Below are 23,158 nucleotides of genomic sequence, written 5' to 3' on the forward strand. Positions count from 1 at the left end.
ACCTCCCCGACATCCGGTGCCAACCGTCCCGGTGCGGAGGCGAGTTACGCGCACCGTCCTTCGACGGTCGAACAACCGGTGGTCCTTCTCGGCGCAACTCGGAAGTTGTGTGCGGCATTTGGATCTGTCGTCCACTGGTCCGGGGCGCCCGTGCTCGCCGGTCGGGTACGGCGGCGACCCGGCGCGACGGGGCGGACCGGGGCGTGGCCGGGGGCGAGACGGGGCGCACAGTGGTCGCAACCAGCGCGCGGCGGAGGCCTCGTGGCGCACATCGGGTGTACAAGCACGGGCGGATGGGCCACCATCAGGTTGCGCGAAGGGGATGTACCAGGCGGGGCACTGTGCCAAGGTCGGTCCATGCCCCACCACTTGTCGGTCGATCCGGCCGGAAACCGTCCGCGTGTCCTGCATCTGATCAGCGACTCACGCCGTGGCGGCGCCCAGAACTTCGCCCGTGACCTCCACCGGGAACTGAGGCGTCGGGGCCAGTCCTCCGCGTTGTGCGCCCTCGCCCCGCACCCGGCCGTCCACCCCGGCCCCGCCGACGCGGGATCGGATTCCGCAGGCCAGGGCCCCGCGGCCCGGCCGTCCGCCGACTGCTCGGACACCTCCGGCCTGCGCTCCGCCGTCGTGCTCGGCCCCGGCCGACTGCGCCCGAGTACGCTCCGGGCGCTGCGTTCCGCCGCCCGCGCCGCCGACGTGGTGCTCGCCCACGGCTCGGACACCCTGGCCGCCTGCGCCCTCGCCCTCGCCGGGACGGGTACGCCCTTCGTCTACGTCTCGGTCGGCCACCCGCGCTACTGGACCGCCACCCGGCTGCGCCGGGTGCGCGGCGGCGCGCTGATGCACCAGGCGGCCGCCGTCACCACGCTCACCGACGAGGCGCGCGCCGTGCTGGAGGAACAGTTCCAGCTGCCCGAGGGGAAGGTGCGCGTGATCCCCAACTCCCGTGCCGCCGAGAGCTATCCGCCCGCCGACGGTCGGGACGACCGGCGCGCCGCGCGGCACGCGCTGGGCCTGCCGGCCGATGTGCTGCTGGTCGCCTGGATCGGGGCGATATCCCCGGAGAAGCGGCTCGACCTCGCCCTCGACGTGCTCGACCGGCTGCCGGACGTGCGGCTCGCCGTGGCCGGGGACGGCCCGCTGCGCGAGACGCTGGCCCGCCACCCGGCCGCCGCCCGCGCCCACTTCCTCGGCCCGCTGCCCGACCCGGCCCCGCTCTACCGCGCCGCCGACGCGCTGCTGCTCACCAGCGACAGCGAGGGCGTCCCGGGCGCGCTGATCGAGGCGGCGCTGGCCGGGGTGCCCGCCGTGGCCACCGATGTCGGCTGGGTGCGCGAGGTGGTCCGGGACGGTGCCACCGGTGCGCTGGTCGCGCCCGGGGACCCGCTCGCTCTCGCCGAGGCGCTGGGCAAGGTGCTGGCGGTCAACCGGGCGGGCCTCGGCGCGGCGGCCCGGGCGCACGCGCTGGAGCACTTCGAGCTGGGCGCCGTCGTGGACGCCTGGCAGCAACTCGTCGCCGAGGTGTGGACGGCGAGCCCCGGGGCGGCCCGCTGACCTCACCGGACCGCTGACCTCACCAGCCCGTCCGTGTGGCCCGGTTGCGCCGTTCGGGCGAACCCGGCCCGTTCGCGCCGTCGCAACCGGCCGGTAGCCAACCGTCATCAGCACACTGCCCGGTGTGAACTCGAAGTCGCTGCTGCGGTCCACCGTCCTGCTCGCCGTCGCCGCCGGGATTGCCGCGTCCCCGGTCCAGGCCGGCGCGAAGACCCACCAAACCCCCGCCGAGGGTGCCAAGTTCGTCAAGCTCGACCATCCGAAACCGGTGCGCGAGAGCGCCCGTACGGAGGCGGTCGAGTTCTTCTGGTACGACTGCAGCCACTCCCAGGCGCTGGAGCGGCCCCTGCAGGCCTGGGCCGGGAGGCACAGCACCGATGTGGTGCTGCGCCGCGTCCCGGCGATCTGGCCGGGCAGCCCGCAGGAGGCCGTCCAGCGCGACCACGCGCGCCTGTACTACACGCTGGAGCGGCTCGGCCTGGTCGACCGCCTCCAGACCGAGGTCTTCCGTGCCGTGCGCGAGGACCGGACCGACCTCACCACCGAGGCGGCCGCCACCGGTTGGGCCGCGAGCCAGGGCGTGGACACCCAGCTCTTCGGCAGCGCCTACCGCTCCGACGCCGTACAGAAGTCGGTCGACGGGGCCGCCGCCGCCTTCGTCCGCTACAAGGTCGACGAGCTGCCGACGGTCGTCGTCGAGGGCGAGTACCGCACCTCGCCGACCAGGGCCGGCGGAGCCGAGCAGATGCCCGGCGTGCTCGACCGCCTGGTGCAGCAGGCGCAGGCGAAGCGCCACTGAGCCCGGGAAGTGGCGGGCCGCCGTTGGGCGTTCAGCTCCGGCGCAGCAGGTAGGTGACGAAGCCGAACGTCCCCCGGTAGCCGTGCAGCCACTGGGTGCGGTGCCGGTCCGCGGCCTCCCGCGCGGCGGCCGCGTCCGGGTGGTCGGGTTGGTCCAGCGCCCACTCGGCCAGCGAACCCGTCCAGCAGAACTCGTAGTCGTCCCACTCCTGTTCGGTGCTGACATGCCCGAACACCGGTGTCCAACCGGCCGAGACGACCCGGTCGGTGGTCGTCGCCAGGTCCGCGAAGTCGTCCCGGGTCGCACCCAGCCCGTCCAGCGCCGCCCGGGACGGCTCGCACTGCCAGAAGCCCTCGCCGACCAGCAACCAGCCGCCCGGCGCCAGGAGTTCGCGGGCCGCGGCGAGCGTCGGCAGCAGGCCGCCGAAGGCGTGGGTGGCGCCGACGCACAGCACCAGGTCGAAGGGCTCCCTCGGGGTGAACTCCCGTGCGTCCAAGTGGTGCAGGCCGATCCGGCGGGCCACACCGAGCGCGGTCGCGGTCTCCCGGGCCCGGGTCAGCGCCGCCGCGTCCAGGTCCACGCCCACCGCGTGCCACTCCGGGTGGGCGGCCAGCGTCCGGACCAGCCAGGCACCCTCGCCACAGCCGAGGTCCACGGCCCGGCCCCGCTCCGTCCCGGCCGTGGCGCGGTCCAGCAGGCGGGCCACCGACTCGTCGGCCAGCGGGGCCGCGATCGGGTGACGGGCATGGGCGAGGCGGGAGATCTGCTGACGGTCCACCCGAGCAGTATGGATCCGGGCCGCGCGGCGCGGAGCGATTTCCCGGGCCGGGGTCTGCTTTTCCCGGGCCGGGGTCCGCTCAGGCCCGCGAGTAGGTCCGGCCCTTCCACGCGGCACCCCGGCCGCGCCAGTGCTGCACCGCCGAGTCCACCGTCATCAGCAGGTACAGCCCCGCGGTGAACGGCAGCAACAGCACGGCCGGGGCCGGCTGCCCGTAATACCGGACCATCGGCAGGTACGTACCCGCCATCAGTGCCCACGCCGCCCCGCCCGCGACCGCCACCGCCGGGGCCCCCGCCACCAGCCCGGCCGCCGTCGCCACCGGCGGCACCAGGTACACCAGCGCCAGCCCCAGCACCGTCCCGAGCAGCAGCAGCGGCGAGTGCCTGAGCTGGGCGTACGCGCTGCGCGACACCATCCGCCACAGCTGCTCCAACCGCGGGTACGGGCGGACACTGTCCACGTCGTCGGCGAGGCCCAGCCAGATCCGGCCGTCGGTGGCCTTCACCGCCCGGGCCAGCGATACGTCGTCGATCACCGCGCCGCGGATCGCCGCGACCCCGCCCGCCCGCTCCAGTGCCTCGCGCCGCACCAGGGAGCAGCCGCCGGCGGCGGCCGCCGTCCGGGCGCCGGGACGGTTGCTGCGGCGGAACGGGTACAGCTGGGCGAAGAAGTACACGAAGGCCGGCACGATCAGCCGCTCCCAGCGGGTCTCCACCCGCAGCCGGGCCATCTGCGACACCAGGTCCAGCCCGTTGCTCTCGGCGGCGGCCACCAGCTCGGCCAGCGAGTCCGGGCCGTGCGCGATGTCGGCGTCCGTCAGCAGCAGGTACTCGGCATCCGGACCGGCCAGCTCCACACCGTGTCGCAGTGCCCACAACTTGCCGGTCCAGCCCGGCGGCAGCGGGGGAGGGGTGGTGACGGTCAGCTCCAGCCCGTCGACCGTGCGCAGCTCCGCCGCCAGCGCGCCGGTGCCGTCCGAGCTGTGGTCGTCCACCAGGATCACCCGGGCCCGTCCCGGGTACTTCTGGGCGAGCAGCGTCGGCAGGCTCACCGGGAGCACCGACGCCTCGTCCCGGGCCGGCACCACGATCGCCGCCTGTGGCCACCGAACCGGCGGGCGGCGCGGTGGCAGCCGTACGTCGGTGCGCCAGAACAGGCCGTGGCAGCACGCCAACCAGAGCCAGACCAGCAGGGAGAACGCGGCGATCCACAGCAGGACGGTCACCCCGGCAGTCTGCCGCAGAACCGGGCCGCGCGGGCGGATCGACTAAAGTCTTGACCTGTGAAGATCGCACTGATGGACTCCGGAATCGGTCTGCTGGCCGCCGCCGCCGCCCTTCGGAAGCTGCGCCCGGACGTGGATCTGGTGCTCTCTTCCAACCCGGCCTCGATGCCGTGGGGGCCTCGAACGCCCGAAGAGGTGACCGAGCTGGCGCTCGGCTGCTGCCGGGCCGCCGCCGCGCTCGAACCCGATGCGCTGGTGGTCGCCTGCAACACGGCATCCGTCCACGCGCTCGCCACCCTGCGGGCCGAACTGGAGCCCGGACTGCCGGTGATCGGCACTGTTCCGGCGATCAAGCCCGCCGCCGCGCTGGGCGGTCGGGTCGCCATCTGGGCCACCCCGGCCACCACCGGGAGCGAATACCAGCGCGGGTTGATCCGTGACTTCGGGGGCTCGGCAGAGGTCACCGAGGTCGCCTGCCCGGGCCTCGCGGACGCGGTCGAGCACGGCGACGACGAGGCGATCACGGCGGCCATCGCCGATGCCGCCTCCCGTACGCCGGTCGGCACCGATGTGCTCGTGCTCGGCTGCACCCACTACGAGCTCGTCGACGACCGCATCCGCGCCGCCGTCGCCCCGACCGCCTCCCCGACGCTCGTCCTGCACGGCTCCGCCGACGCGGTCGCGGCCCAGGCCCTCCGCCGTGTCGCCGACCCCACCCGAACGGGCAGCGGCACCCTCACCGTCCTCCACGCCGGCACCCCCGCCCACCTCCCCCCAGCCGCCGCCCTCTACCCCCAGGGCAACGCCCTCGCTGCCTTCATCGGCTGACGCCGTGCGAGAAGTCGGCCCAGCCGACTTCCCACGCGCGTAGCTCCACCAACCCACGCTGGCGCGCAGAAAGTCGGCCCGCCCGACTTCTCGCGCCAGGCGCTATGCGCGTAGACGACGCGGTGGCGGGATCCGGGGCGGGGGTTTGCGCGGAAAGTCGGCCCGCCAGACTTTTCGCGCGCGATGGCGGCCCACACCTCCCGCGCCTCCCACACCTCCCGCGCCGCCCGCGCCTCCCGCCGCCCACGCCTCCCGTGCCGCTCGTGGCGACGACTACGAGGCCGACTCGTGGGCGCATCCCACCTGCTCCAGTCGCACAGGAAGTCGACCCACCCGACTTCCTGTGCGGCGGCCGCGTTGCCGCAGTGGCGCCCGCCCGGCCGCCACGCATCTATGCGCGCGGATTCATCGCCCGGCGAGGCTCCCTTGATGCGACTGTGCGTGGAAAGTCGGTCCGGCCGACTTCTGGCGCGGTTGTGCCCACCCCCCTGCGTGGGGTTCTGCTTCTCGCGTTCGTATGCGATGGCTGCGGGGCTGGCCTGTGGATGGATCCCGACCACTTGGGTGCGCGGAAAGTCGGCCCGCCCGACTTTTGGTGCAGCGGCCGTTTGGCAACACAGCCCAGGTGAATCTATGCGCGTAGATTTCTGCGAGAGGCTCCGCCGGCATAGGTGTGCACGGGAAGTCGGCCTGGCCGACTTTTGGTGCAACAGTGGGCGGGCCCGGCGGGCAGCGGCGCGAAGCCGGTTCACCGGCGGAGGGTGCGCGAGGTGTCGGGGCTGCTCCAGACATGGACGTGCGCGGGAAGTCGGCTGGGCCGACTTCCCGCGCACTGGACTACGCGACGGCTTGGCGGCGCCAGCGGCGGTAGGCGGGTTCGAGGCCGGAGAGGATGGTGTCGAAGCGGCGGGTGCTGGTGGTGGAGTCGACCTGGAGGCGGCTGATCTGGAGGGGATGGGAGGGAAGTCGGGGGCCGAGGCGGTGGTCGGAGAGGAAGCCGAGGCGGTAGCCGAGCTCCTGAAGGACGGTTTCAGCACGGACGTCGTGGCCGCCGTCCGGGTAGGCGAAGGCGATCGGAGGTTCCCCCAGCCAGCGGGTGAGGGCCTCGTGGGCGCCGGTGATCTCGGTGCGCACGGTGTCGTCGTCGCAGCGCCCGAGGCACGGGTGCCCCTGGGTGTGGTTGCCGATGGCGACGCCCCCCTCCCGCAGGGCGAGCAGGTCGGCCGGGGTGAGCTGCTCCTGGCGGGGCGGCCGGCGGTCGGCGCTGACCCGCAGCTCGTGCAGGCTGCGCCGACGGTCCGGGTCCGGCATGGCCTTGAGCCGGTGGAGCAGCTGGGACGGGTGCCCACAGTCGAGCGAGCGGGCCCGGCCCCCGTGCCGGGCGAGGAAGTCGGCCTCGTGCCACCAGAACGGCCGTTCGGTGCCGATGAGCTCCGAGATGACGAACGCGGTGGCCGGAATGCCCCGGGCGTTGAGGGCCGGCAGGGCGTGGGTGAGCACGCTCCGGTCGGCGTCGTCGAAGGTGACCAGGACGCTCCGGGGTGGCAGCGGCCGCCGCTCGGCCACGGCCTGGAGGACCGCGTCGAGCGAGACGGGCGTGGCGAGCCGTTGCAGCCGGTCGAGCTGGGCGCCGAAGGACCGGTGGTCGGTCACCCCGTGGTACGCGAGCACGGCGAGCCGCTGGGCCGCCCGGGCCCGGAACAGCGGCTGGACGGGGGCGAACCGCAGCCATTCGCCCCGAGCGTCCTGCTGTTCCGTTTCGACGGCCGGACGGTGACGGCCCCCGCCGTACCAGTTCAGGCCGTCCCGTTGTTGGCCGGCCAGCACGTCGGCCGGTCGGCCGAGGCCGTGCAGACGGTCGACGAGCCGACCGATGTCGGGCCGGTCCGCCGGCCATCCGGCGGGCGGAGACAGCGCGCGCATGCCGGGCATCGGCCGGGCGCGGGCTTTGGAGATCGATGTACTGGACTGGGACTGCGGCACGGTTCCCCCTCGTTCGCCGAGCGGCGTGGCGGTACCGCCGGAGGACGGAGCCCGGCCTCCGACTCCAGGGGTGGAGGCTCCGCCCCTGGATATTCCTGTTCTCGGTGGGGGGTCACACCCGTCCCTCGAACGGCTCCTGGATCACTCAATGCCATTGAGACCGCTGCACTCGGTGGATGGTTGTACCGGGGGGACGAGGATTTTTCGTGGACTGATTGTGGAGCCGGAATGCCCGTGCGGACGTCTCCGACACACTTCGGACCGGGCCCCGGCGAGCCTCTGACCGGCCCGGATTCCCCGGTCGCGCGGGGTGCTCGAAACTTCACTCCGTGCGGGCTGCCGCCCGGTCCGCCCCGGGGTACCTTGGGCTCATGGCAGATGCGGACCGTGACCCCTTTCACCTCCACGGGGCCTCCCGGATGACTCGTGCGTGCAGTGGCGGAGCCCTGGTCACCTACCAGCTCCCGCTGACCGTGGTGGGCCTGGCCTGCCTGGCGCTCGGCATCGTCGTGGCCGTGTTCGTTCCGGACAGTGACGGTCCGGCCTGGGCGATGGCGGTGGCCGGCTGTCTGGCCGCCGGGGTCCTGCTGCTCGGCCGGATCGCCTTCGGAGTGCTCCGCGACCGGCGCCGCACCGCGCTCTGAGACGGCGGCGCCCGGACCACACCCACCCCCGTCCCCGTACGGGCGGGCCGACGGCCGTACGGAAGCCGCCCCCACCTGTTGCGTCGATCGCGTTCGGCATTCCGAAACGGCCGATCGAGCGAAATTGGTCAGACCGACTGAATATCGTCCAGTCTGACAATCTCACGCGCTCTTCTTTCACCATTCCCAGACGAAGACTCCATCCCGCCCCTACTGTGAATGCGTTCTCCGGCTCGAATCGCCGCGGAGGGGGAGCCATGGGCGGCAGACCGGATCATGCCGTGGCCGCCTCATGAGACGCGGTGGCGACCTCGCCATCGCTGCTCTGGCCGCGATCGTCGCACTGCCGCTGGCGCTGCTGATCGCGGTCCTGCTCCGCTGCACCACCGACGGGCCGGTCCTCCAACGGCAGACCCGGACCGGCCGGCACGGCCGCGAGTTCCGGGTCCTCCGCTTCCGGACCTCCGACGACGGCCGGTTCGCGGCCCTGCTGCGCCACACAGGCCTGGACGAACTGCCGCGACTGTGGAACGTGGTGCGCGGCGAGATGGGGGTGATCGGGCCCCGGCCCGCCAGCCCCGACCAGGTGGTGCGCTACTCCCGTCGCGAGCGCGGCCGGCTCGCGGTGCGGCCCGGCCTCACCGGCTGGGCCCAGCTGCACGCCCTCGGCCGCGACCGGAGCCCGCTCACCCGCCCCGAGTGGGCCGAACTCGACCTCTGGTACGTCGAGCACCGCTCGTTCCGGCTCGATCTGCACATCCTCGGGCTCACCGCGCTCGCCGCGCTGCGCGGCCCCGCCGCCGGCCGGACGCGCCGGGTCGGCCCGAAGCCGCCCCGATAGGCTGAGGCGCATGGCCATTCCCCCCTTCCTCGCCGAGCTCCGCGCCGTCGTGGGCACCCGCCCGCTGTGGCTGAGCGCCGTCGTCGCCGTCGTCCTGGACGACCACGACCGGGTACTGCTCGCCCGCCGGGTCGACGACGGCCGGTGGGCGCCGGTCGGCGGCATCCTCGACCCCGGCGAGCAGCCCGCCGACGGCGTGGTGCGCGAGTGCGCGGAGGAGACCGGGGTGGCGGTCGTACCCGAACTGCTGGCTTCCGTCACCGTCTCGCCGCAGGTCACGTACCCGAACGGCGATGTGACGCAGTACCTGGTGCTGACCTTCCGCTGCCGCGCGGTCGGCGGCGAGGCACGGGTGAACGACGACGAGTCCCTGGAGGTCGGCTGGTTCGGGCTGGACGAGCTGCCGCCGATGATCGACATCGAGCACGAGCGGCTGCGCCACGCCCTGGAGTGCAAGGGCCCGGCGATCTTCACTCGGGAGGGTCAGGAGCGCCCCTGAGCCGCGGCCACCGCGGCCCCCGGCGGCATCAGCCCTTGTACTGCCGGTAGGCCTCCTCCGCCGCGTCCAGCACCGCGGCCAGGTCGCCGCCGGCCGTCGCGGTCGCGGTGGCGGCCACCGCCCCCTCGACGAACGGGGCGTTGGCGAACCGGACCGGGAACGGCAGGCCGTGCTCGTCCGCGTCGGACAGCAGCGCGCGGACGGTGGTGACCGCCCCGCCCAGGTCGGCGAGCAGCACCACGCCGTGACCCTGGTCCACCCGGCGGGTCGCGGCGGCCACCAGGACGGCGCTGATACCCGGGCCGTCCGACGGGTCGCCGCCGGTCGCGGCGACCGGTGCGGGGGAGTCGGATCCGGTCAATGCGAGCGCGAGCGAGCGCACGGCGGTGGCCAGTTCCCGGCTGTGCGAGACCAGGACGATCCCGACCCGTCCGTGTGTGGCGGGCCGGGCGGAGGCCGGCCGGGGCAGCGGGGTGGGCGAGGGAGGCGTACGGGGTGCCGGGGGGTGGGCCGAGGGGGCGTCGGAGATGGGGATGACATCGGCGCGGGTGCCGTCCCGGCGGCTCATCGGCTGCTCCCTTGAACGGATCGGCGAAGCGGATCGGTGGGGTGGATCGGCGGGGTTGTCCCCGAGGCGGTCTGTGCGGCGGGCTGCGGGGTGCTCGGCGAAGTGCTCCGTGCGGCGGGAGCGGGGCCGTCGGGGGCTCCCCGGCACCCTGGCAGCACTCTGGCAGCTGCCCGCCGCCCCCGCCGGTCGGGACACGCCTCAACCCTCCCTCCGGCGGTTCCCGCCCCCGGCCGGAGGAGTCCTCGTCAACCCGCTGACCGGGCCCGGGCGGTGTGGCTAGGCTGGCTCCGAAACATCGTCGGGAGGAGATCGGTCAGTGGGATCCAACAGCGGAACGGACACGGAGGCCGTCGCGGCGCAGCCGGAGCTGGCGCCGAACGGCAAGCCCAAGGTGGACTTCACCGGCGCGGAGTGGCTGTGCAGCAGCCAGGGCCCCGGGGACGTGCAGATCGCCTTCGTGGACGGCTACATCGGGATGCGGGACGGCCGCCAGGAGGACGGGCCGATCCTGGTCTTCACGCCGGCCGAGTGGCGGGCCTTCGTGCTCGGCGCCCGGGATGGCGAGTTCGACCTCACCTGAGGTCCGCCGGGGCTCTCCCAGGGCCTCTCGTCACGGAAGCGGGCCCCGAATCGACGGGGCCCGCTTCCGTTGGAGGGTTTTTGGGGTCGGAACATCACAACTGATGATCTATTGAGCGCGCCCCGTCAGGATTTCTGTTGACTGTTAGACAAACGCAGCTCAGAGTATGAGCACAGGCAGACGCCGTGCCCACCGCCCCCACGCGGCCAGACACGGCGCCTGCTGTGCGGCCCGGCAAGCTGCCGAGCCATCCTCCCAGTCATCCCCTGCGCACCGGGGTGCGTCGGCCGGTCCCGACCCCGCGAGGGGTCGGCAGTCGCCGGGAGGGTGGTGTCGAAGCCGAGAGCGACTCGGCGACGGCACCGAATGCTCGGGACCCGCACGCCCCCACGCGGCGGCGTCCCGAGCAAGATCCACGGGAGCGACGGGCCGGGGCCCCGCGGATCTGGCTTGTGGTGCATGGAACTGTTGGCTTGTGTGTTCGTGCTCTGTGCGAGTGTGCGACGACGAAGCTGGGTGCTTGGCAGTTCGGCACGACACGTGCACAGTGAGGGAAAACGCGTGTAGGGCCGCGTTTGCGACATGCCGCCCCCCGGAGGGTGACACCCAGAACGGCTGTCGTGCAGAACCGAACGTAGCCCGGACGGTTGCTCAGAGTCAACATTGGTCTCTGAGCGTCGATCTCCCGACCGTCCCCCGGCGGTGCCCCACCCACCTCGCGAGCGCGGTGTGCCGGACACGTACGATGGTCCCATGTCTTTTCTCCGCCGTCGCTCCGGACAGCCCGCCGGCCCGGACTTCGACGTGCTCGCGATGGACCCGGGCGACTGGCCCGGTGACTTCGGTGCGGCCATGATGACCGGCCCGGACGGCTCCTGCCAGGGGATTTTCCTGCGCTACGACCTGTTCGGCGGCAGAGGCCCGGCGATGTTCATCGGCAACCTCCCCGAGGGTTCGCCCGCCCGGGAGACCGGCGACGACGTGCCCTTCGAGGTGCGGCAGCTGCTCGCGGCGCTGGAGAACGACGAGCCGGTCGACTTCGTCTCGGCCGAGGACTTCCCGGTGATGCTCGGGGACGACCTGCTGATCGTGAAGAAGGTCAAGGTCAGCGAGGAGCGCGTGTTCTGCGCCCAGTTCGGCCGCAGCGACGGCGTGCTGGTCACCATCGCGTCCTGGGACCGACCGATTTCGGACGACCTGTATCAGCTGCTGAAGCCGCTCCCGGCGGACATGTTCCAGCAGGGCTGATTCCGGCCGGGCGGACCGCGCCCCCCGGTTCGGCCGCTGCTTGACGGTATCGATCAACGGTTCGTACAGTCGCGGACATGCCGTGCCGTCTTCCGCTGCTGACCCGTCGCAGGCATCTCGACCTGCGGCGCACCGCCAGCGCTGCGTGTCCGGGCCGCTGAGGGGGATTCCGTCCCCCGGCGGCGGGCGGTCGGCCGGATCCGGTCGGCGCCGACACCAGGGGGCGGGCCGTGAGCCGACCTCCGGGGCCGCCACTCGGTTCGCGCGCCCGTCCGGCGTGCCGCCCGCATCCGTCGAGCCCACGCTGCCGCCCGGAGGCATCGCATCATGACGACCCGTGCCGCCAACCGTTCGACCGTCGACCGTCCGTCCGAGGACGGCGACCGCGACGAACGCTTCGCCGAGAAGGCTTCCACCGCGCGCCGTTCGCGGACCACCGCGCCGCCGACGAGTTCCGGCCATCCCGAATCCGCCGCTTCCGTACCCGCCGACCCCGCTCCCGCGTCCGACCGGGCGGCGATCGAGGCCGCGCTGGCCGGACTGCCCCGGGTGGTCGACCTGTTGGCCGCCCGCGCCGAGGAGCACGACCGCGACGCGACCTTCCCGTACCAGGGGATCGAGGCCGTCCACGAGGCCGGACTGCTCACCCTCACCGTCTCCGGTCGGTACGGCGGTCCGGGCGGAACGCTCGCCGACACCGTTCAGGTGCTGTCCCAACTCGGCCGCGGGGACGCCTCGGTGGCCGTGGTCACCGCCTTCACCCTGCTCCGGCACGCCGAGCAGGCCCGCCGCGCCGACTGGCCGACGGCCGGCTACCGGCGGCTGCTCGCCGAATCGCGCCGAGGCCCGGCGCTGGTCAACACCCTGCGGGCGGAGCCCGGTTGCGGGGCGGGCGAGCAGCCCGGGACGGTTGCTCGGCGGGACGGCGACGGCTGGCTGCTGACGGGCCGGAAGGCGTACTGCGCCGGAGCCGAGGCACTCGCCTGGATGGCGGTGACCGCGCGGACCGACGAGGAGGAGCCCCGGGTCGGTACCTTCCTGGTCCGCGGCGAGAGCGAGGGCGTGGAGATCGATCCGACCTGGGACCAGCTCGGACTGCGGGCCAGCGCCAGCCATGACGTCGTGCTGGAGCGGGTCCGGGTGCCGTCCGACCTCGCGCTCGGCCTGACGGCAAGTCACCTGCTGACGAGTCAGGACGTCGACCCGGCGGCCGAACTCTCCCTGGCCTGGCACGATCTGGCCCTCTCCGCCGTGGCGATCGGCGTCGCCCGGGCCGCCGAGGGCTGGCTGATCCGCTTCCTCAACCAGCGCACTCCGGCCAATCTGACCGAGCCGCTCGGCACCCTGCCCCGCTACCGGACGGCCCTCGGTGAGATCGAGGCCCAGCTGATCGGCGCCGAGGAGCTGATCGGGGGCCTGGCTCCCCGGGTGGACCGGGGCGAGCCGGAGGCCGTCGCCCGGACCGGTCCGGCCCACCTGCTGGCCACCCGGGCCGCGACGGCGGTGGTGCAGCAGGCCGTCGCCCTCACCGGCAACCCCGGCCTGAGCCGGCGCCACCCGCTGGAGCGCTACCTGCGGGACGTGCTCAGCAGCCGGGTGCACCTGGCCCCGGAGGAGTCCGTGCTGGAGGCCGCCGGCCGGGCCGCCCTGGAACGGGGTGCCCGGCCGTAGCGAACCCCGCGGCTCAGCGGGTGCCGACCGCGGCACGGACGGCCCGGCGGGCGAGCGCCGCGTCGTCGTAGAGCCGGCGGATCATGATCCGCTGCTCCTCGCCGGCACCCGGGACGTCGTACAGCCGGATCTCGCGCATCAGCACCAGCACCAGGTTCACCAGGAACGCGTCCCGGGCCAGGGTGCCGCCGCTCTGGGCGAGTTGGCTGATCTGACGGCGCGCCGCGGTGTCCCCGGACAGCACGCTCCAGAGCACCGCCAGGTCGTAGCCGGGCAGGTGCCAGCCGGCCTGCTCCCAGTCGACCAGCACCGGGCCGGACGGCGCCAGCAGCATGTTGCTGAGCAGGGCGTCGCCGTGGCAGAACTGGAGCGGGGTGCTGCCGAGGCCGTGCAGCAGGCCGCGCAGGTCTCCGGCGTCCCGGTCGGTGAGCTGGCCCACCGAGTGGTAGCGGGCGATCTCCAACTGGTAGTCCAGGCGCGGCTGGAAGACGTCGGTCGGCGGCCGCCAGAGGTTCAGCGTGCGGACCGCGGTGAGCAGCGCCCGCACCTCGCCAGGGGTGGGCGCGTTGACCGGGTGGCGCTCGCGGGCGGCCGGGCGCCCCGGGACGCGCTCCATGACCAGCACGCAGCGGTCGTGGTCGGCCGCGACCAGCCGGGGCAGCCGCACCGGCGGACGGTGCCGGACGAAGGCCCGGTAGACCGCCACCTCGTGATGGAAGTCGGCCACCAGCTGCTCGATGTAGTCACTCCGCACCGCCTGCGGCGCCAGGCACTTGGCGACCACCGGAGCCCGCCCGATGGTGCCCGCCACCAGGATGTGGCGGCTGCCCTCGCGCAGGACCTGGCGCGGGGTGAACGCGGGACATATCCGCGAGACGCCGGCGAGCGCGGCCCGGACCGCCGGGGTCTGGAGCGCGGAGGGGTCGATCCGCTCCGGGCCGCCGACGGGCTGTCCGGGCCGCCGGGCCCGCAGCACCTGGCCGTCGGCCTGCCGGGCCAGCGGCATCCGGCCGGCCCCCGGCAGGACGGTCTCGGGGGCGCGCAGCCCCAGCGCCGTACGGCCGTTCGGGCCCAGCGCGGTTCGGCCGGCGGGGCCGAGCGCGGTGCGGCCGGTCGGGACGACCCGGGTGTCCGTGGCCCGGCCCTCGACGCCGCGCGGTGCCACCGGACGGCTCGCCGGGGGCACCGGCTTGGGGCCGGGCCGGCCGGCGGCCGCGGTGGGGGGGCGCAGCGCGGGGCGGGTCGCGGTGGGCGTGGGGGTCGTCGCTGAGGAGTACATGGGCTGAGGGTGGTCCCTTCCGGTCCATCGGCGGGTGCTGCCCCGCGGGGGCGGGGAGGGCCGGTGCCGTGTGCTTCCCGGCGTGACGGCGGCCCTGCGGGTGGTGCGCTACGGCACCTGCTGCGGGGGGTGGCGCGCGGGCGCCGGGCACGGACGCGGGGTCAGGAACCCCTGTTCGACGGTGCTCCGGCCGTCCGCACCCTGGGGAATGCGGTCGGCCGGACTGCCGTGGCCGTGCCCGGCGCTCCCGCGCCACCCGGCCGCGCCACCCCCTCGGGTGAGGACCGGGAGCGCCCCGTGACACCGTCGGGGGACAGCCCCGACGCTGGTGGGACGCCGCCCGACCCGGGGGGCGAGGTGACGCACCCCTACAACACACCCCTCGGGCACTGGCTTAGTAGTCTGGCGGGCCCTGGCGAACGGTGGCGAATGCTCGCCCGGTCCTTCCCGGAGCCTCTAGCCTCGGATCAGCCGAGGAACCTGGGGGCTTCGTTGAGCAGGGAACCCAACACCCGACTGGCCGACCTGTTCGTCCTGACCGGATGGTCGAAGGGCGAGCTGGCACGGCTGGTCAACCGTCGGGGTGCCGCGATGGGGCAGCAGCAGCTGTCCACCGACACGTCGAGGGTACGGCGTTGGATCGAGCAGGGGGAGATCCCGCGCGATCCGGTGCCGAGGGTGCTGGCTGCCGTGTTCACGGAGCGGCTCGGCCGTGTCGTCACCACTGAGGACCTCGGTCTGGAACGACACCGGCCCACCAGGTCCGGAGCGGACGCGTCCGCGGCAGTGCCATGGTCGCCGGATCGAACAGCCGCGGTCCTCACCGAGTTCACGGGAATGGACCTCATGCTGAACCGACGTGGATTGGTGGGCGCCGGAGCCGCGCTCACGGCCGGGGCGGTCATCGCCGACTCGCTGAAGGGCTGGCTGAGCGGGGACGCGGTCGCGTACGCGGCCTCGGTTCCCGGGCCGCGACAGGTGGTGGCCGGGAGCGGCGTGCACCCGGCGGTGGACGTGTACGACGCGGGCCCGGTCGGGACCGACGAAGTGGAGTCGCTGGAGCACTCGGTGGAGGTGTTCCGGGCCTGGGACGCGGCCCGCGGCGGCGGTTTGCAGCGCAAGGCGGTGGTCGGTCAACTGAACGAGGTCGGCGGCCTGTTGACGCACCGCCACGCGCCGCCCGTGGAGCAACGGCTGTGGCTGGTCGCGGCGAACCTGGCGGTGCTGGCGGGCTGGATGTCGCACGACGTGGGCCTGGAGCCCACCGCCCAGAAGTACTTCATGATCGCGGCCGACGCGGCCAAGGAGGCTGGCGACCGGCCGCGGGCCGGTGAGGCGATCTCCCGGGCGGCGCGGCAGATGGTGCACCTGGGCCGGGCCGACGACGCGCTCGACCTGATGGGGGCGGCCAACGCGACCGGCGGGCGGCTGATGCCCAGAACGCGCGCCATGCTCAACACCGTGGAGGCCTGGGCGCACGCCTCGATCGGGCACTCCGAGGAGACCTACCGGCTGCTCGGGGAGGCCGAGGACCTGTTCGCCGAGGAGGCGTCGGAGCCGGCGCCGTCCTGGATGCAGGTCTTCGACGAGGCCGAACTGCGCGGCATGCAGGCCCTGGTGCTGCGCACGCTGTCCGAGCACGACCCGCGGGCGGCCCCGCTGGCCCGCGGGCACGCGGAACGGGTGATCACCCTGCGGGAGGGCACCGGGCAGTTGCGCTCGGCGCTGTTCGACCGGATCACCCTGGCCTCGGTGCACCTGATCACCGGTGAGCCGGACGCGGCACAGGCCCAGGCCCAGCAGGTGATGGGCCTGATCGGCCAGAACTCCTCGCACCGGACCTGGGACCGGCTGCGGGAGATGTACCGGCTGACCGCGCAGTACCGGGGGCTGGCGGTGGTGGACGAACTGCGGGAGGAGCTGGGCCGGGCGCTGCGGGCGGCGGACGCCAAGAACCGGCCGCGGCTGGTCTGACGGGGGCCGGGCGTCGTCGGGTGGGTGGGGCGGTTCGGGTGCTCAGGCCGAGGGCGTCGCGCGGAACCGCATGCGCAGGGCGGTGACGGTGCCGTCCGTGCCGAGGACGGGTTCGCCCGCGCACTCCACGCCCTGGTACCGGCCGTCGGGCCGGTGGACGCGCAGGGTGCCGGCGGCGGAGCGGCCGTGCACCAGGGCGTCGGTCATCATCCGTCGCAGCAGCGGCCGGTCCGCCTCGGGGAGGCGGTCGGGCAGCCGGTCGAGGCTGAGCGGGCCGTGTTCCGGGTCGCACCCGAGGAGGAGGTAGGCCTCCGGGCTCCAGTGGGCGGCATCGGTCAGCAGGTCCCACTCGGCCGCGCCGGTCGGGTCGTCGTCGGTCCCGCGGCGGTCGCCGCCCGCGTCGAGGTAGCGGCCGTACGGCTCCTGGGTGGTGCCGTCCACTCTGCCGTCCGTTCCGCTGTCGGCGTCGGCCTCGCCGCCCGTACCGCCGCCGCTGCCGGGGGCGCCGCTCCCGCCTGCCCGGGCGCCGTCCGTGACGGCGGCTTCCGGTGGGCGGGTGGCGCCTAACGGCATGTTCATGGCGGGCCCATCGCTCGGGTGCGGCCCGCGGGTGTGCGGGTCGTTCGGACAGTGAGAAGACTGTCGCACAGCGTCGTCACCCCTGGGGGCGATTTGGACAGAACGCCGGCAAAGTTCCTCTGGCATATGCCACTGTGGCCGGACCCCTCGTCGCCCTGTGTGCGGACCGGGTCCCGAGGCGGTAACCTTCGGTGATTCCGGCGCCCGGGCGCCCACCGCAGTACCCATCAGAGACCCCGGCGACGGAAATCCCGTTGCCACTACGACCGCCGCAACGGATGCTGACCTCATGTTCGAGCCAGTGATAGCACCCAGTGCCAGCCTCCTAGGCCTCCTTCAGCGGGGCCGGGGTGACGGGCAGCTCCATGCGCTGGCCGCCGACCGTGCCGAGGCCATCGCCGCGCTGGAGGAGTGCGTCACCAGGGACCCGCGGGCCGACTGGCAGGTCGAGAGCCGCTCCCTGTACTACGCGCGCATCTACATGGAGCTGGAAGCCCCCCTCGACGGCATCGAGGACCACCTCCACTCCGCCGAGGACCTGGTCACCGACGACGAGTGCCGCACCGGCCTCGCCCTTTCCGTCCTGGGCCACCTCGCCGCGTACGGCCGGCGCGACGCGCTGCTGATGCTGCGCGAGTACGCCGCCACCGGCGCCAACTGGTCCTGGGCCCTCGACGAGCTCGCCCTGCGCGACGACGACCGCGGCCTGCTGCTGCTCGGCACCGCCGTGCTCGACCACTTCCCGCCGGGCCCCGAGGGTGACGCCGAGCTGCGCGAGTTCATCCGCAACGCGTACGAGCCCCGGCCCTGGCGGCTCTGGGCCGCCTACCACCCCAGAGTGGCCGCGGCCAGCGAGCAATCCCCCTTCGACCTGTGGCAACGCCAGATCAACCGCAGTGGCGTCACCCCCGGCTGGTCCACCGGCGACGTGCTGGCCTGGGCCGACCAGGGCGAGCTCGGCGGCCTCGGCGTCGGCGCCTTCCTCGGCCGGCCCGACGCCTACCCGGAGCCCGCGCGCGGCCCGGAGTCGCCCACCGGCCCCGACGCGGTGGACCGCCGCGCCGCCGCGGCCGCCCGCTGTCTGACCGCCGTGGTCCGGCCGGAGGACCGCCCGCTGCTGCTGGAGGCGGCGCGCGACGGCCTGCCGGGCGCCCGCCGGGCCGCCCTGCGCTATCTGGTCGACCAACGGGACCCGGCCGCCATCGAGCTGATCGAGGCCGCCGCCGCGGACGTGGACGACCGGATGGTCCGATCGGCCCTGGAGCTGCTCGGCCGGATGCGCGGCCCCGAGGTGCTGGCGCACGCCCGCCGCTGGGCCGACCCGGCCACCGGCGGCGCCGACAGCGCGCTCGGCGAGGCCGCCGTCCAGCTGCTCGCCGACGCCGGGGAGCCCGCCGACGGGCCGCTGGTGGTGGCCGGGCTGCGCCGCTGGGTCTCGGTGCGCGGGGTCAGCGGTACCGGGCTCGGGTCGCTGGTGGACGGCGCGGGGCGGCTGGCCGCCGCCGACGCCGTACCGGTCCTGCGCCACATCTACGGGGAGGCCGCCTCCTCCGAACTGCGCGGCCGCGCCGCCCGGGCGCTCGCCGCGACCGATGTGCACTTTCCCGAGGGGCCCGCCGTCGAGTGCCTCTGGGACTGCGAGGAGTCCACGCGTGAGCTCGCCGCGCGCCATGTCGCCACCACGGGCGACGCGCGTGTGCTGGAGCGGTTGCGCAGGCTCGCCGCCGACCCGGCCGAGGAGGCCGAGGTCCACGCCGCCGTGCGCGGCCGATTGACCGCCGCCCGGGATGTCGGGCGCTAGGGTCCACAACGTTCAGTGGGCCGGGACGCCGACTACGGTGTCCCGGCCCACTTGCTTCCCGTGGATCCTTGAATCCGAAACCTGGTTCTACTTCACCGCGCCCGCGTCCGGGGCCAGGACGCCGCCGACGACCAGTCCGATGATCAGGATGCCGAGCAGCACCCGGTAGACCACGAACGGCATGAAGCTGTTGTTCGAGATGTACTTCAGGAACCAGGCGATCGCCGCGTAGCCGACCACGAAGGCGATCACGGTGGCCAGGATGGTCGGGCCCCAGGCCGGTGCCGGGCCCTCGCCGATCTTGAACAGCTCCAGCGCCCCCGAGGCGAGCACCGCCGGGATGGCGAGCAGGAACGAGTAGCGGGCCGCCGCCTCCCGGCTGTAGCCGAGCAGCAGGCCCGCGCTGATCGTGCCGCCGGAGCGGGACACGCCCGGGATCAGCGCCAGCGCCTGGGCGAAGCCGTAGATGCCCGCGTGCGGCAGCGTGAGGTCGGAGATCGGACGGGCGCGGCGGACGGCCCGGGTGCGGTCGGCGAAGGCCAGGACAAGGCCGAAGACGATCAGCGTGGTGCCGATGATCCGCAGGTCGCGCAGGTGGTTCTCGATGGTGTCCTGGAACAGCTTGCCCAGGATGCCGATCGGCAGGGTGCCGATGATCACGAACCAGCCCATCCGCGCGTCCGGGTCCGAGCGCAGGGCCGGTCGGAACAGGGACAGCGCCCAGGTCTTGATGATCTTGGCGATGTCCCGGCGGAAGTAGATCAGCACCGCCGTCTCGGTGCCGAGCTGGGTGACGGCCGTGAAGGCCGCACCCGGGTCGTCCCAGCCCAGCAGGGCGGAGAAGACCCGCAGGTGGGCGCTGGAGGAGATCGGCAGGAACTCGGTGAGTCCCTGGATCAGGCCGAGGACGGCCCCGTGGAACCAGTCGATCACCGGGCACCCGCCGGGGATATCCGTCGGGTGTGGGGCAGGGGCGGCATGGGCGGGTCCTTGCGGGTCGGAAGGGCATGCGGAACCGCCGCGGCCCGCCCGGCCCACGGGCCGCGCACGGGCCCGGCGCGCGGCTGATGGTACGGGGTGAAAGTGACAGTTCTTTGTTCCCTCTTTGTTCGACCTTTGCGCACAGGCTCCCGCCCGGTCCGGAGCCGCCCCGAGGCCGGCGTCAGAGCACCGGCCGCGCCCGGACCCAGGTGCGGTCCGCGGTCAGGTAGCGCTCGACCACCAGGTCGGCCTCGGTGAGCGCCCGCTCGAACGCCTCGGTGCTGAGCGGGCGGGACAGGAAGGTCTGGCTCCAGGTGCCGTCCGGGAACTCGTACTCGAAGTGGACGGAGTTGACGCCGTCACCGACCGGTGTGGCGGAGACCAGCCGGGCACGCGCGTCCGGGCCGATCGCGGTCTCCCGAGGGACGTCGCGGTGCCAGTTCTCGCCCTCGCGCTGGACCAGCACGCAGCCGTCCTCGCTGACGTGCCGGCGGCAGGTCTCCAGCAGCCCCTGGCGGACCGTCACATCACCGGCGTGCACCAGGAAGGAGGCGAGCATGACGACGTCGAAGCGCTCGCCGAGGTCCAGCTTCTCGATCGGGCTGCGCACCGTGCGGACGTCGGCGCGCACCCGGGCCAGCATCTCGGCGGACTCGTCCACGGCCGTCACGGTGAAGCCGCGATCGGTCAGCGGGTGCGTCATCCGGCCGACGCCGCAGCCCAGTTCGAGGATGCGTGCGTTGGGTGGCACCGCGGCCTCGATCACGTCCGGGGCGTCGCCCACCGGGAGCCGGCTCCACACCTCGACGGCGCAGCCGTCCGGGGTGATCGCGCCCTCGCCCGTTCCGTCATAACCCTCGCGTCGCTCAGTCGCCATGCCATTCATCCGAACACGGACGGGTGGGCGGGGGAAGAGGGCCTCCAAGCGCCGCGGGGCCGGGCGCGGTTCAGCGCGGGCCGTCCTCCAGGTCGGACAAGGTCGCGTGCAGCCAGTCGAGTTCGGCCTCGGTGGTGGCGCGGGCGACCAGCAGCAGGCCGCGCCGGAACGGGTCGGCGAACTCCTCGGCGTCCACCGGGCGGTCGCCCTCGTAGAAGAAACTGGCCGGTTCGGCGAGGAAGGCCAGCCGGCGGCGGAGCACGGCGGCCTGGGCGGCGGGGTCGGCGAGGTGCCGCAGGAAGGCGAGCAGGGTGAACCAGCGGTTCTCGTCGCTGACGTCGAGCGGCTCGGGCTCGCGCAGCCGGTCGAGCAGGGCGGCGCGTCCGGCCTCGGTGAGGTGGAGGGTGTGCCGGGGCGCGGCGGCGCTGCCCGGCTCGGTTTCCCGGACCAGCAGGCCGTCCGCCTCCAGGCGCTTGATCGCGGGGTAGAGCGTGCCGTCGCTGATCGGGCGCACGTGGCCGGTGAGGGCGGCGAGGTGGCGGCGCAGTTCGTAGCCGTGCAGCGGCCGGTCGTACAGGAACCCGAGGATGGCGAGCTTCAGCATGGGACCACTCTCTCAGATCCTTCCCTCGACATGGCGGTATCTCGCTTTCGCGATACCTCGATACCGAGGTATGGTCCTTGCCGTCCACCGGACCCCCTGGAACAGGAGCGAGTGAGCATGCGCGAGGCCCCCGTCACCCCGAACGGCGACCGGATCCGCTGGGCCGAACTGCCGGGTTCCGAACCGGCCCGGCTCTATCTGCACGGGCTCGGTGCCAGCTCGCCGGCCTACTTCGCGGGCGCCGCCGCCCACCCCCTGCTCGCCGGGCGGCGCTCGCTGCTGCTGGACCTGCTCGGCTTCGGCCTCAGCGACCGGCCGACGGGCTTCGGCTACACCCTGGAGGAACACGCGGACGCGGTCGCGGCGGCGGTCGCGGCCGCCGGACCGGACCGGGTCGAGGTGGTCGGCCACAGCATGGGTGGCGCGGTCGCGATCGTCCTCGCACGGCGGCACCCGCGACTGGTCGAGCGGCTGCTCCTGGTGGACGCCAACCTGGACCGGATCGACCCCGACCCTCGCCGCCCCGGCAGCAGCGGCATCGCGGCCTACGCCGAGGCGGAGTTCCTGGCCGGCGGCCGGGACGAAGTCGCCGAGCGCGTCGGCCCGTTCTGGTGGTCCACCATGCGGCTGGCCGGCCCGGAGGCGCTCCATCGCAGCGCCCGCCACCTGGCCCGGGCGACCGTCCCGACCATGCGCGAGCTGCTGCTCGGCCTCGACCTCCCGCGCACCTTCCTCCACCCGGCGGCGGACGGCGAACCGGTGGGCGCCGACGCCCTGCGGGCGGCGGGCGTACGGGTGGTCGCGGTGCCGGACTGCGGGCACAACATCATGCTCGACAACCCGGACGGTTTCGCGGTCGCCGCGGCCGAGGCGCTCGGGCTGGGGTGAGTGAGCGCGCCGGCCGCGTCCGGGCATCCCGACTGCCCACCCTGGCGGGTGAGTCGACCCTGAGCCCGCGGAGCGCTCAGTGCTCCCGCAGCGGCACGAACCGCACCGGCGTGCCCGGCCGGGCCTGCGCGGCGGCCGGGAGGTCGGCGGCCGGCACGACGCCGATCACCGGGTAGCCGCCGGTGGTCGGATGGTCGGCCAGGAACACCACCGGCTGCCCGTCCGGCGGGATCTGCACCGCGCCCACCACCATGCCCTCGCTGGGCAGTTCGCCCTCCCGGGCGCGCTCGACCGGCGGGCCCTCGGTGCGCAGCCCGACCCGGTTGCCGGTCGGGGAGACCAGGTACCGGTCACGGCCGAGCCGGGCCACCGCCGCCGCGGTGAACCAGTCCGCGCGCGGCCCCAGCCGCAGCCGCAGCACCAACTCGGCCGGGGGAGCGGGCAGCGGCACCAGCTCGGGGCGGGCCCGGTGCGGGGGCGGCGGGCCGACCGGCAGCCGGTCCCCGGCGGCCAGCGGGGCCGGCCCGAGCCCGGCGAGCAGGTCGGCGGAGCGGCTGCCGAGCACCGGCGGGACGGCGATCCCGCCGGCCACCGCCAGATAGCCGCGCACCCCGGCCGTCGCGGCCCCCACCTCGACCACCGCCCCGTCCGGCACCAGGACCGGCGCGCCCCAGGCGGCCGCCCGCCCGTCCACCCGTACGGGCGAGGGCGCTCCGGTGACGGCGACCAGCGCAGCCCCGACGGCCCGCAGCGCGACCCCGCCGAGCGTGGTCTCCAGCCCGGCGGCCCCTGGCTCGTTGCCCACCAGCCGGTTGGCCGCGCGCAGGGCCGGCTCGTCCAGCGCCCCGGCCCGGGGCACCCCGAGGTGTGCGACCCCGCGCCGCCCGAGGTCCTGGACGGTGGTCAGCGGACCCGGTCGGACCACCAGCAGCTCGTTCAACTCCGGCCCCC

General features: G+C 74.2%; 23 protein-coding genes. 13 read left to right on the plus strand and 10 right to left on the minus strand.

Annotation, left to right across the window (positions count from 1 at the left end; genetic code table 11):
• Positions 1-357 precede the first annotated feature (357 nt).
• Positions 358-1,557 carry a glycosyltransferase family 4 protein gene (locus tag QWJ13_RS16390; RefSeq protein WP_316525272.1) on the plus strand — a complete coding sequence of 400 codons (1,200 nt, stop codon included), beginning with the start codon at positions 358-360 and terminating at the stop codon, positions 1,555-1,557.
• 124 nt (positions 1,558-1,681) lie between these two features.
• Positions 1,682-2,356 carry a thiol:disulfide interchange protein DsbA/DsbL gene (locus tag QWJ13_RS16395; RefSeq protein ID WP_316525273.1) on the plus strand — a complete coding sequence of 225 codons (675 nt, stop codon included), beginning with the start codon at positions 1,682-1,684 and terminating at the stop codon, positions 2,354-2,356.
• Between the two features lie 31 nt (positions 2,357-2,387).
• Here QWJ13_RS16395 and QWJ13_RS16400 read toward each other — a convergent pair whose 3' ends face one another.
• On the minus strand, positions 2,388-3,134 hold the full coding sequence (locus QWJ13_RS16400; RefSeq protein ID WP_316525274.1) for an SAM-dependent methyltransferase: 747 nt from the start codon (positions 3,132-3,134) through the stop codon (positions 2,388-2,390).
• Between the two features lie 79 nt (positions 3,135-3,213).
• On the minus strand, positions 3,214-4,362 hold the full coding sequence (locus tag QWJ13_RS16405) for a glycosyltransferase (RefSeq protein WP_316525275.1): 1,149 nt from the start codon (positions 4,360-4,362) through the stop codon (positions 3,214-3,216).
• A 57-nt stretch (positions 4,363-4,419) separates the two neighbouring features.
• Here QWJ13_RS16405 and QWJ13_RS16410 point away from each other — a divergent pair, with 57 nt between their 5' ends.
• Positions 4,420-5,190, plus strand: a complete 771-nt coding sequence (locus tag QWJ13_RS16410) for a glutamate racemase (protein WP_316525276.1) — start codon at positions 4,420-4,422, stop codon at positions 5,188-5,190.
• Between the two features lie 837 nt (positions 5,191-6,027).
• On the opposite strand, the gene QWJ13_RS16415 is transcribed toward QWJ13_RS16410, so the two are convergent.
• A complete protein-coding gene (locus tag QWJ13_RS16415; RefSeq protein ID WP_316525277.1) occupies positions 6,028-7,113 on the minus strand; it encodes a polysaccharide deacetylase family protein in 1,086 nt (361 codons plus the stop codon).
• A gap of 479 nt (positions 7,114-7,592) precedes the next feature.
• Here QWJ13_RS16415 and QWJ13_RS16420 point away from each other — a divergent pair, with 479 nt between their 5' ends.
• The 3 genes from QWJ13_RS16420 to QWJ13_RS16430 all read left to right on the plus strand — a co-directional run bounded on the left by QWJ13_RS16420 (position 7,593) and on the right by QWJ13_RS16430 (position 9,157).
• Entirely contained in the window at positions 7,593-7,817 is a 225-nt protein-coding gene (locus QWJ13_RS16420) for a hypothetical protein (RefSeq protein WP_316525278.1), read from the plus strand.
• 292 nt (positions 7,818-8,109) lie between these two features.
• The gene (locus QWJ13_RS16425) at positions 8,110-8,658 is read left to right on the plus strand and encodes a sugar transferase (RefSeq protein WP_316525279.1); all 549 of its coding nucleotides are present in this window, start codon (positions 8,110-8,112) and stop codon (positions 8,656-8,658) included.
• Between the two features lie 10 nt (positions 8,659-8,668).
• The gene (locus QWJ13_RS16430) at positions 8,669-9,157 is read left to right on the plus strand and encodes an NUDIX hydrolase (protein WP_316525280.1); all 489 of its coding nucleotides are present in this window, start codon (positions 8,669-8,671) and stop codon (positions 9,155-9,157) included.
• Positions 9,158-9,185: 28 nt separating this feature from the next.
• On the opposite strand, the gene QWJ13_RS16435 is transcribed toward QWJ13_RS16430, so the two are convergent.
• Positions 9,186-9,725 (minus strand): PTS-dependent dihydroxyacetone kinase phosphotransferase subunit DhaM, encoded by a 540-nt coding sequence (locus QWJ13_RS16435; protein WP_316525281.1) that lies wholly within the window; start codon positions 9,723-9,725, stop codon positions 9,186-9,188.
• Positions 9,726-10,041: 316 nt separating this feature from the next.
• On the opposite strand from QWJ13_RS16435, the gene QWJ13_RS16440 reads away from it, so the two are divergent.
• The 4 genes from QWJ13_RS16440 to QWJ13_RS16450 all read left to right on the plus strand — a co-directional run bounded on the left by QWJ13_RS16440 (position 10,042) and on the right by QWJ13_RS16450 (position 13,224).
• Positions 10,042-10,305, plus strand: coding sequence for a DUF397 domain-containing protein (locus tag QWJ13_RS16440; protein ID WP_432277534.1), 264 nt, complete (start codon positions 10,042-10,044; stop codon positions 10,303-10,305).
• Between the two features lie 753 nt (positions 10,306-11,058).
• The gene (locus tag QWJ13_RS16445; protein ID WP_097235129.1) at positions 11,059-11,553 is read left to right on the plus strand and encodes a hypothetical protein; all 495 of its coding nucleotides are present in this window, start codon (positions 11,059-11,061) and stop codon (positions 11,551-11,553) included.
• Between the two features lie 77 nt (positions 11,554-11,630).
• On the plus strand, positions 11,631-11,714 hold the full coding sequence (locus tag QWJ13_RS34365) for a putative leader peptide (RefSeq protein ID WP_350526312.1): 84 nt from the start codon (positions 11,631-11,633) through the stop codon (positions 11,712-11,714).
• Positions 11,715-11,880: 166 nt separating this feature from the next.
• Complete coding sequence (locus QWJ13_RS16450; RefSeq protein WP_316525282.1) at positions 11,881-13,224, plus strand: acyl-CoA dehydrogenase family protein; 1,344 nt, start codon at positions 11,881-11,883, stop codon at positions 13,222-13,224.
• A 13-nt stretch (positions 13,225-13,237) separates the two neighbouring features.
• Here the strand turns inward: QWJ13_RS16450 and QWJ13_RS16455 are convergent, their stop codons facing one another.
• Complete coding sequence (locus tag QWJ13_RS16455; protein WP_316525283.1) at positions 13,238-14,503, minus strand: aminoglycoside phosphotransferase family protein; 1,266 nt, start codon at positions 14,501-14,503, stop codon at positions 13,238-13,240.
• A gap of 492 nt (positions 14,504-14,995) precedes the next feature.
• Here QWJ13_RS16455 and QWJ13_RS16460 point away from each other — a divergent pair, with 492 nt between their 5' ends.
• The gene (locus tag QWJ13_RS16460) at positions 14,996-16,477 is read left to right on the plus strand and encodes a DNA-binding protein NsdB (RefSeq protein WP_316525284.1); all 1,482 of its coding nucleotides are present in this window, start codon (positions 14,996-14,998) and stop codon (positions 16,475-16,477) included.
• 42 nt (positions 16,478-16,519) lie between these two features.
• Here the strand turns inward: QWJ13_RS16460 and QWJ13_RS16465 are convergent, their stop codons facing one another.
• Positions 16,520-17,056 (minus strand): PAS domain-containing protein, encoded by a 537-nt coding sequence (locus tag QWJ13_RS16465; RefSeq protein ID WP_316525285.1) that lies wholly within the window; start codon positions 17,054-17,056, stop codon positions 16,520-16,522.
• A 289-nt stretch (positions 17,057-17,345) separates the two neighbouring features.
• On the opposite strand from QWJ13_RS16465, the gene QWJ13_RS16470 reads away from it, so the two are divergent.
• Positions 17,346-18,857: a HEAT repeat domain-containing protein gene (locus QWJ13_RS16470; RefSeq protein WP_316525286.1), complete on the plus strand. Its 1,512-nt coding sequence runs from the start codon at positions 17,346-17,348 to the stop codon at positions 18,855-18,857.
• 87 nt (positions 18,858-18,944) lie between these two features.
• Here QWJ13_RS16470 and QWJ13_RS16475 read toward each other — a convergent pair whose 3' ends face one another.
• The 3 genes from QWJ13_RS16475 to QWJ13_RS16485 all read right to left on the minus strand — a co-directional run bounded on the left by QWJ13_RS16475 (position 18,945) and on the right by QWJ13_RS16485 (position 21,319).
• Complete coding sequence (locus QWJ13_RS16475; RefSeq protein WP_432277552.1) at positions 18,945-19,787, minus strand: undecaprenyl-diphosphate phosphatase; 843 nt, start codon at positions 19,785-19,787, stop codon at positions 18,945-18,947.
• 232 nt (positions 19,788-20,019) lie between these two features.
• Positions 20,020-20,715, minus strand: coding sequence for a class I SAM-dependent methyltransferase (locus QWJ13_RS16480; protein WP_316525288.1), 696 nt, complete (start codon positions 20,713-20,715; stop codon positions 20,020-20,022).
• Between the two features lie 70 nt (positions 20,716-20,785).
• The gene (locus tag QWJ13_RS16485; RefSeq protein WP_316525290.1) at positions 20,786-21,319 is read right to left on the minus strand and encodes a PadR family transcriptional regulator; all 534 of its coding nucleotides are present in this window, start codon (positions 21,317-21,319) and stop codon (positions 20,786-20,788) included.
• A 117-nt stretch (positions 21,320-21,436) separates the two neighbouring features.
• Between QWJ13_RS16485 and QWJ13_RS16490 the strand changes: the two genes are divergently transcribed.
• Positions 21,437-22,207 carry an alpha/beta fold hydrolase gene (locus QWJ13_RS16490; protein ID WP_316525291.1) on the plus strand — a complete coding sequence of 257 codons (771 nt, stop codon included), beginning with the start codon at positions 21,437-21,439 and terminating at the stop codon, positions 22,205-22,207.
• Positions 22,208-22,283: 76 nt separating this feature from the next.
• On the opposite strand, the gene QWJ13_RS16495 is transcribed toward QWJ13_RS16490, so the two are convergent.
• Positions 22,284-23,147: a 5-oxoprolinase subunit C family protein gene (locus tag QWJ13_RS16495; protein ID WP_316525292.1), complete on the minus strand. Its 864-nt coding sequence runs from the start codon at positions 23,145-23,147 to the stop codon at positions 22,284-22,286.
• Positions 23,148-23,158 lie beyond the last annotated feature (11 nt).

This window comes from Kitasatospora brasiliensis (assembly GCF_032654805.1).
Classification (GTDB): Bacteria; Actinomycetota; Actinomycetes; order Streptomycetales; family Streptomycetaceae; genus Kitasatospora; species Kitasatospora brasiliensis.

Excerpts from the sequence above, each read along its gene's own strand:
- QWJ13_RS16420 (WP_316525278.1), top strand. The coding sequence starts at position 7,593 with ATGACTCGTGCGTGCAGTGGCGGAGCCCTGGTCACCTACCAGCTCCCG.
- QWJ13_RS16430 (WP_316525280.1), top strand. The coding sequence starts at position 8,669 with ATGGCCATTCCCCCCTTCCTCGCCGAGCTCCGCGCCGTCGTGGGCACC.
- QWJ13_RS16435 (WP_316525281.1), bottom strand. The coding sequence starts at position 9,725 with ATGAGCCGCCGGGACGGCACCCGCGCCGATGTCATCCCCATCTCCGAC.
- QWJ13_RS16480 (WP_316525288.1), bottom strand. The coding sequence starts at position 20,715 with ATGGCGACTGAGCGACGCGAGGGTTATGACGGAACGGGCGAGGGCGCG.
- QWJ13_RS16455 (WP_316525283.1), bottom strand. The coding sequence starts at position 14,503 with ATGTACTCCTCAGCGACGACCCCCACGCCCACCGCGACCCGCCCCGCG.
- QWJ13_RS16470 (WP_316525286.1), top strand. The coding sequence starts at position 17,346 with ATGTTCGAGCCAGTGATAGCACCCAGTGCCAGCCTCCTAGGCCTCCTT.
- QWJ13_RS16390 (WP_316525272.1), top strand. The coding sequence starts at position 358 with ATGCCCCACCACTTGTCGGTCGATCCGGCCGGAAACCGTCCGCGTGTC.
- QWJ13_RS16450 (WP_316525282.1), top strand. The coding sequence starts at position 11,881 with ATGACGACCCGTGCCGCCAACCGTTCGACCGTCGACCGTCCGTCCGAG.
- QWJ13_RS16485 (WP_316525290.1), bottom strand. The coding sequence starts at position 21,319 with ATGCTGAAGCTCGCCATCCTCGGGTTCCTGTACGACCGGCCGCTGCAC.
- QWJ13_RS16490 (WP_316525291.1), top strand. The coding sequence starts at position 21,437 with ATGCGCGAGGCCCCCGTCACCCCGAACGGCGACCGGATCCGCTGGGCC.
- QWJ13_RS34365 (WP_350526312.1), top strand. The coding sequence starts at position 11,631 with ATGCCGTGCCGTCTTCCGCTGCTGACCCGTCGCAGGCATCTCGACCTG.
- QWJ13_RS16445 (WP_097235129.1), top strand. The coding sequence starts at position 11,059 with ATGTCTTTTCTCCGCCGTCGCTCCGGACAGCCCGCCGGCCCGGACTTC.
- QWJ13_RS16465 (WP_316525285.1), bottom strand. The coding sequence starts at position 17,056 with ATGAACATGCCGTTAGGCGCCACCCGCCCACCGGAAGCCGCCGTCACG.
- QWJ13_RS16425 (WP_316525279.1), top strand. The coding sequence starts at position 8,110 with ATGAGACGCGGTGGCGACCTCGCCATCGCTGCTCTGGCCGCGATCGTC.
- QWJ13_RS16415 (WP_316525277.1), bottom strand. The coding sequence starts at position 7,113 with ATGCGCGCGCTGTCTCCGCCCGCCGGATGGCCGGCGGACCGGCCCGAC.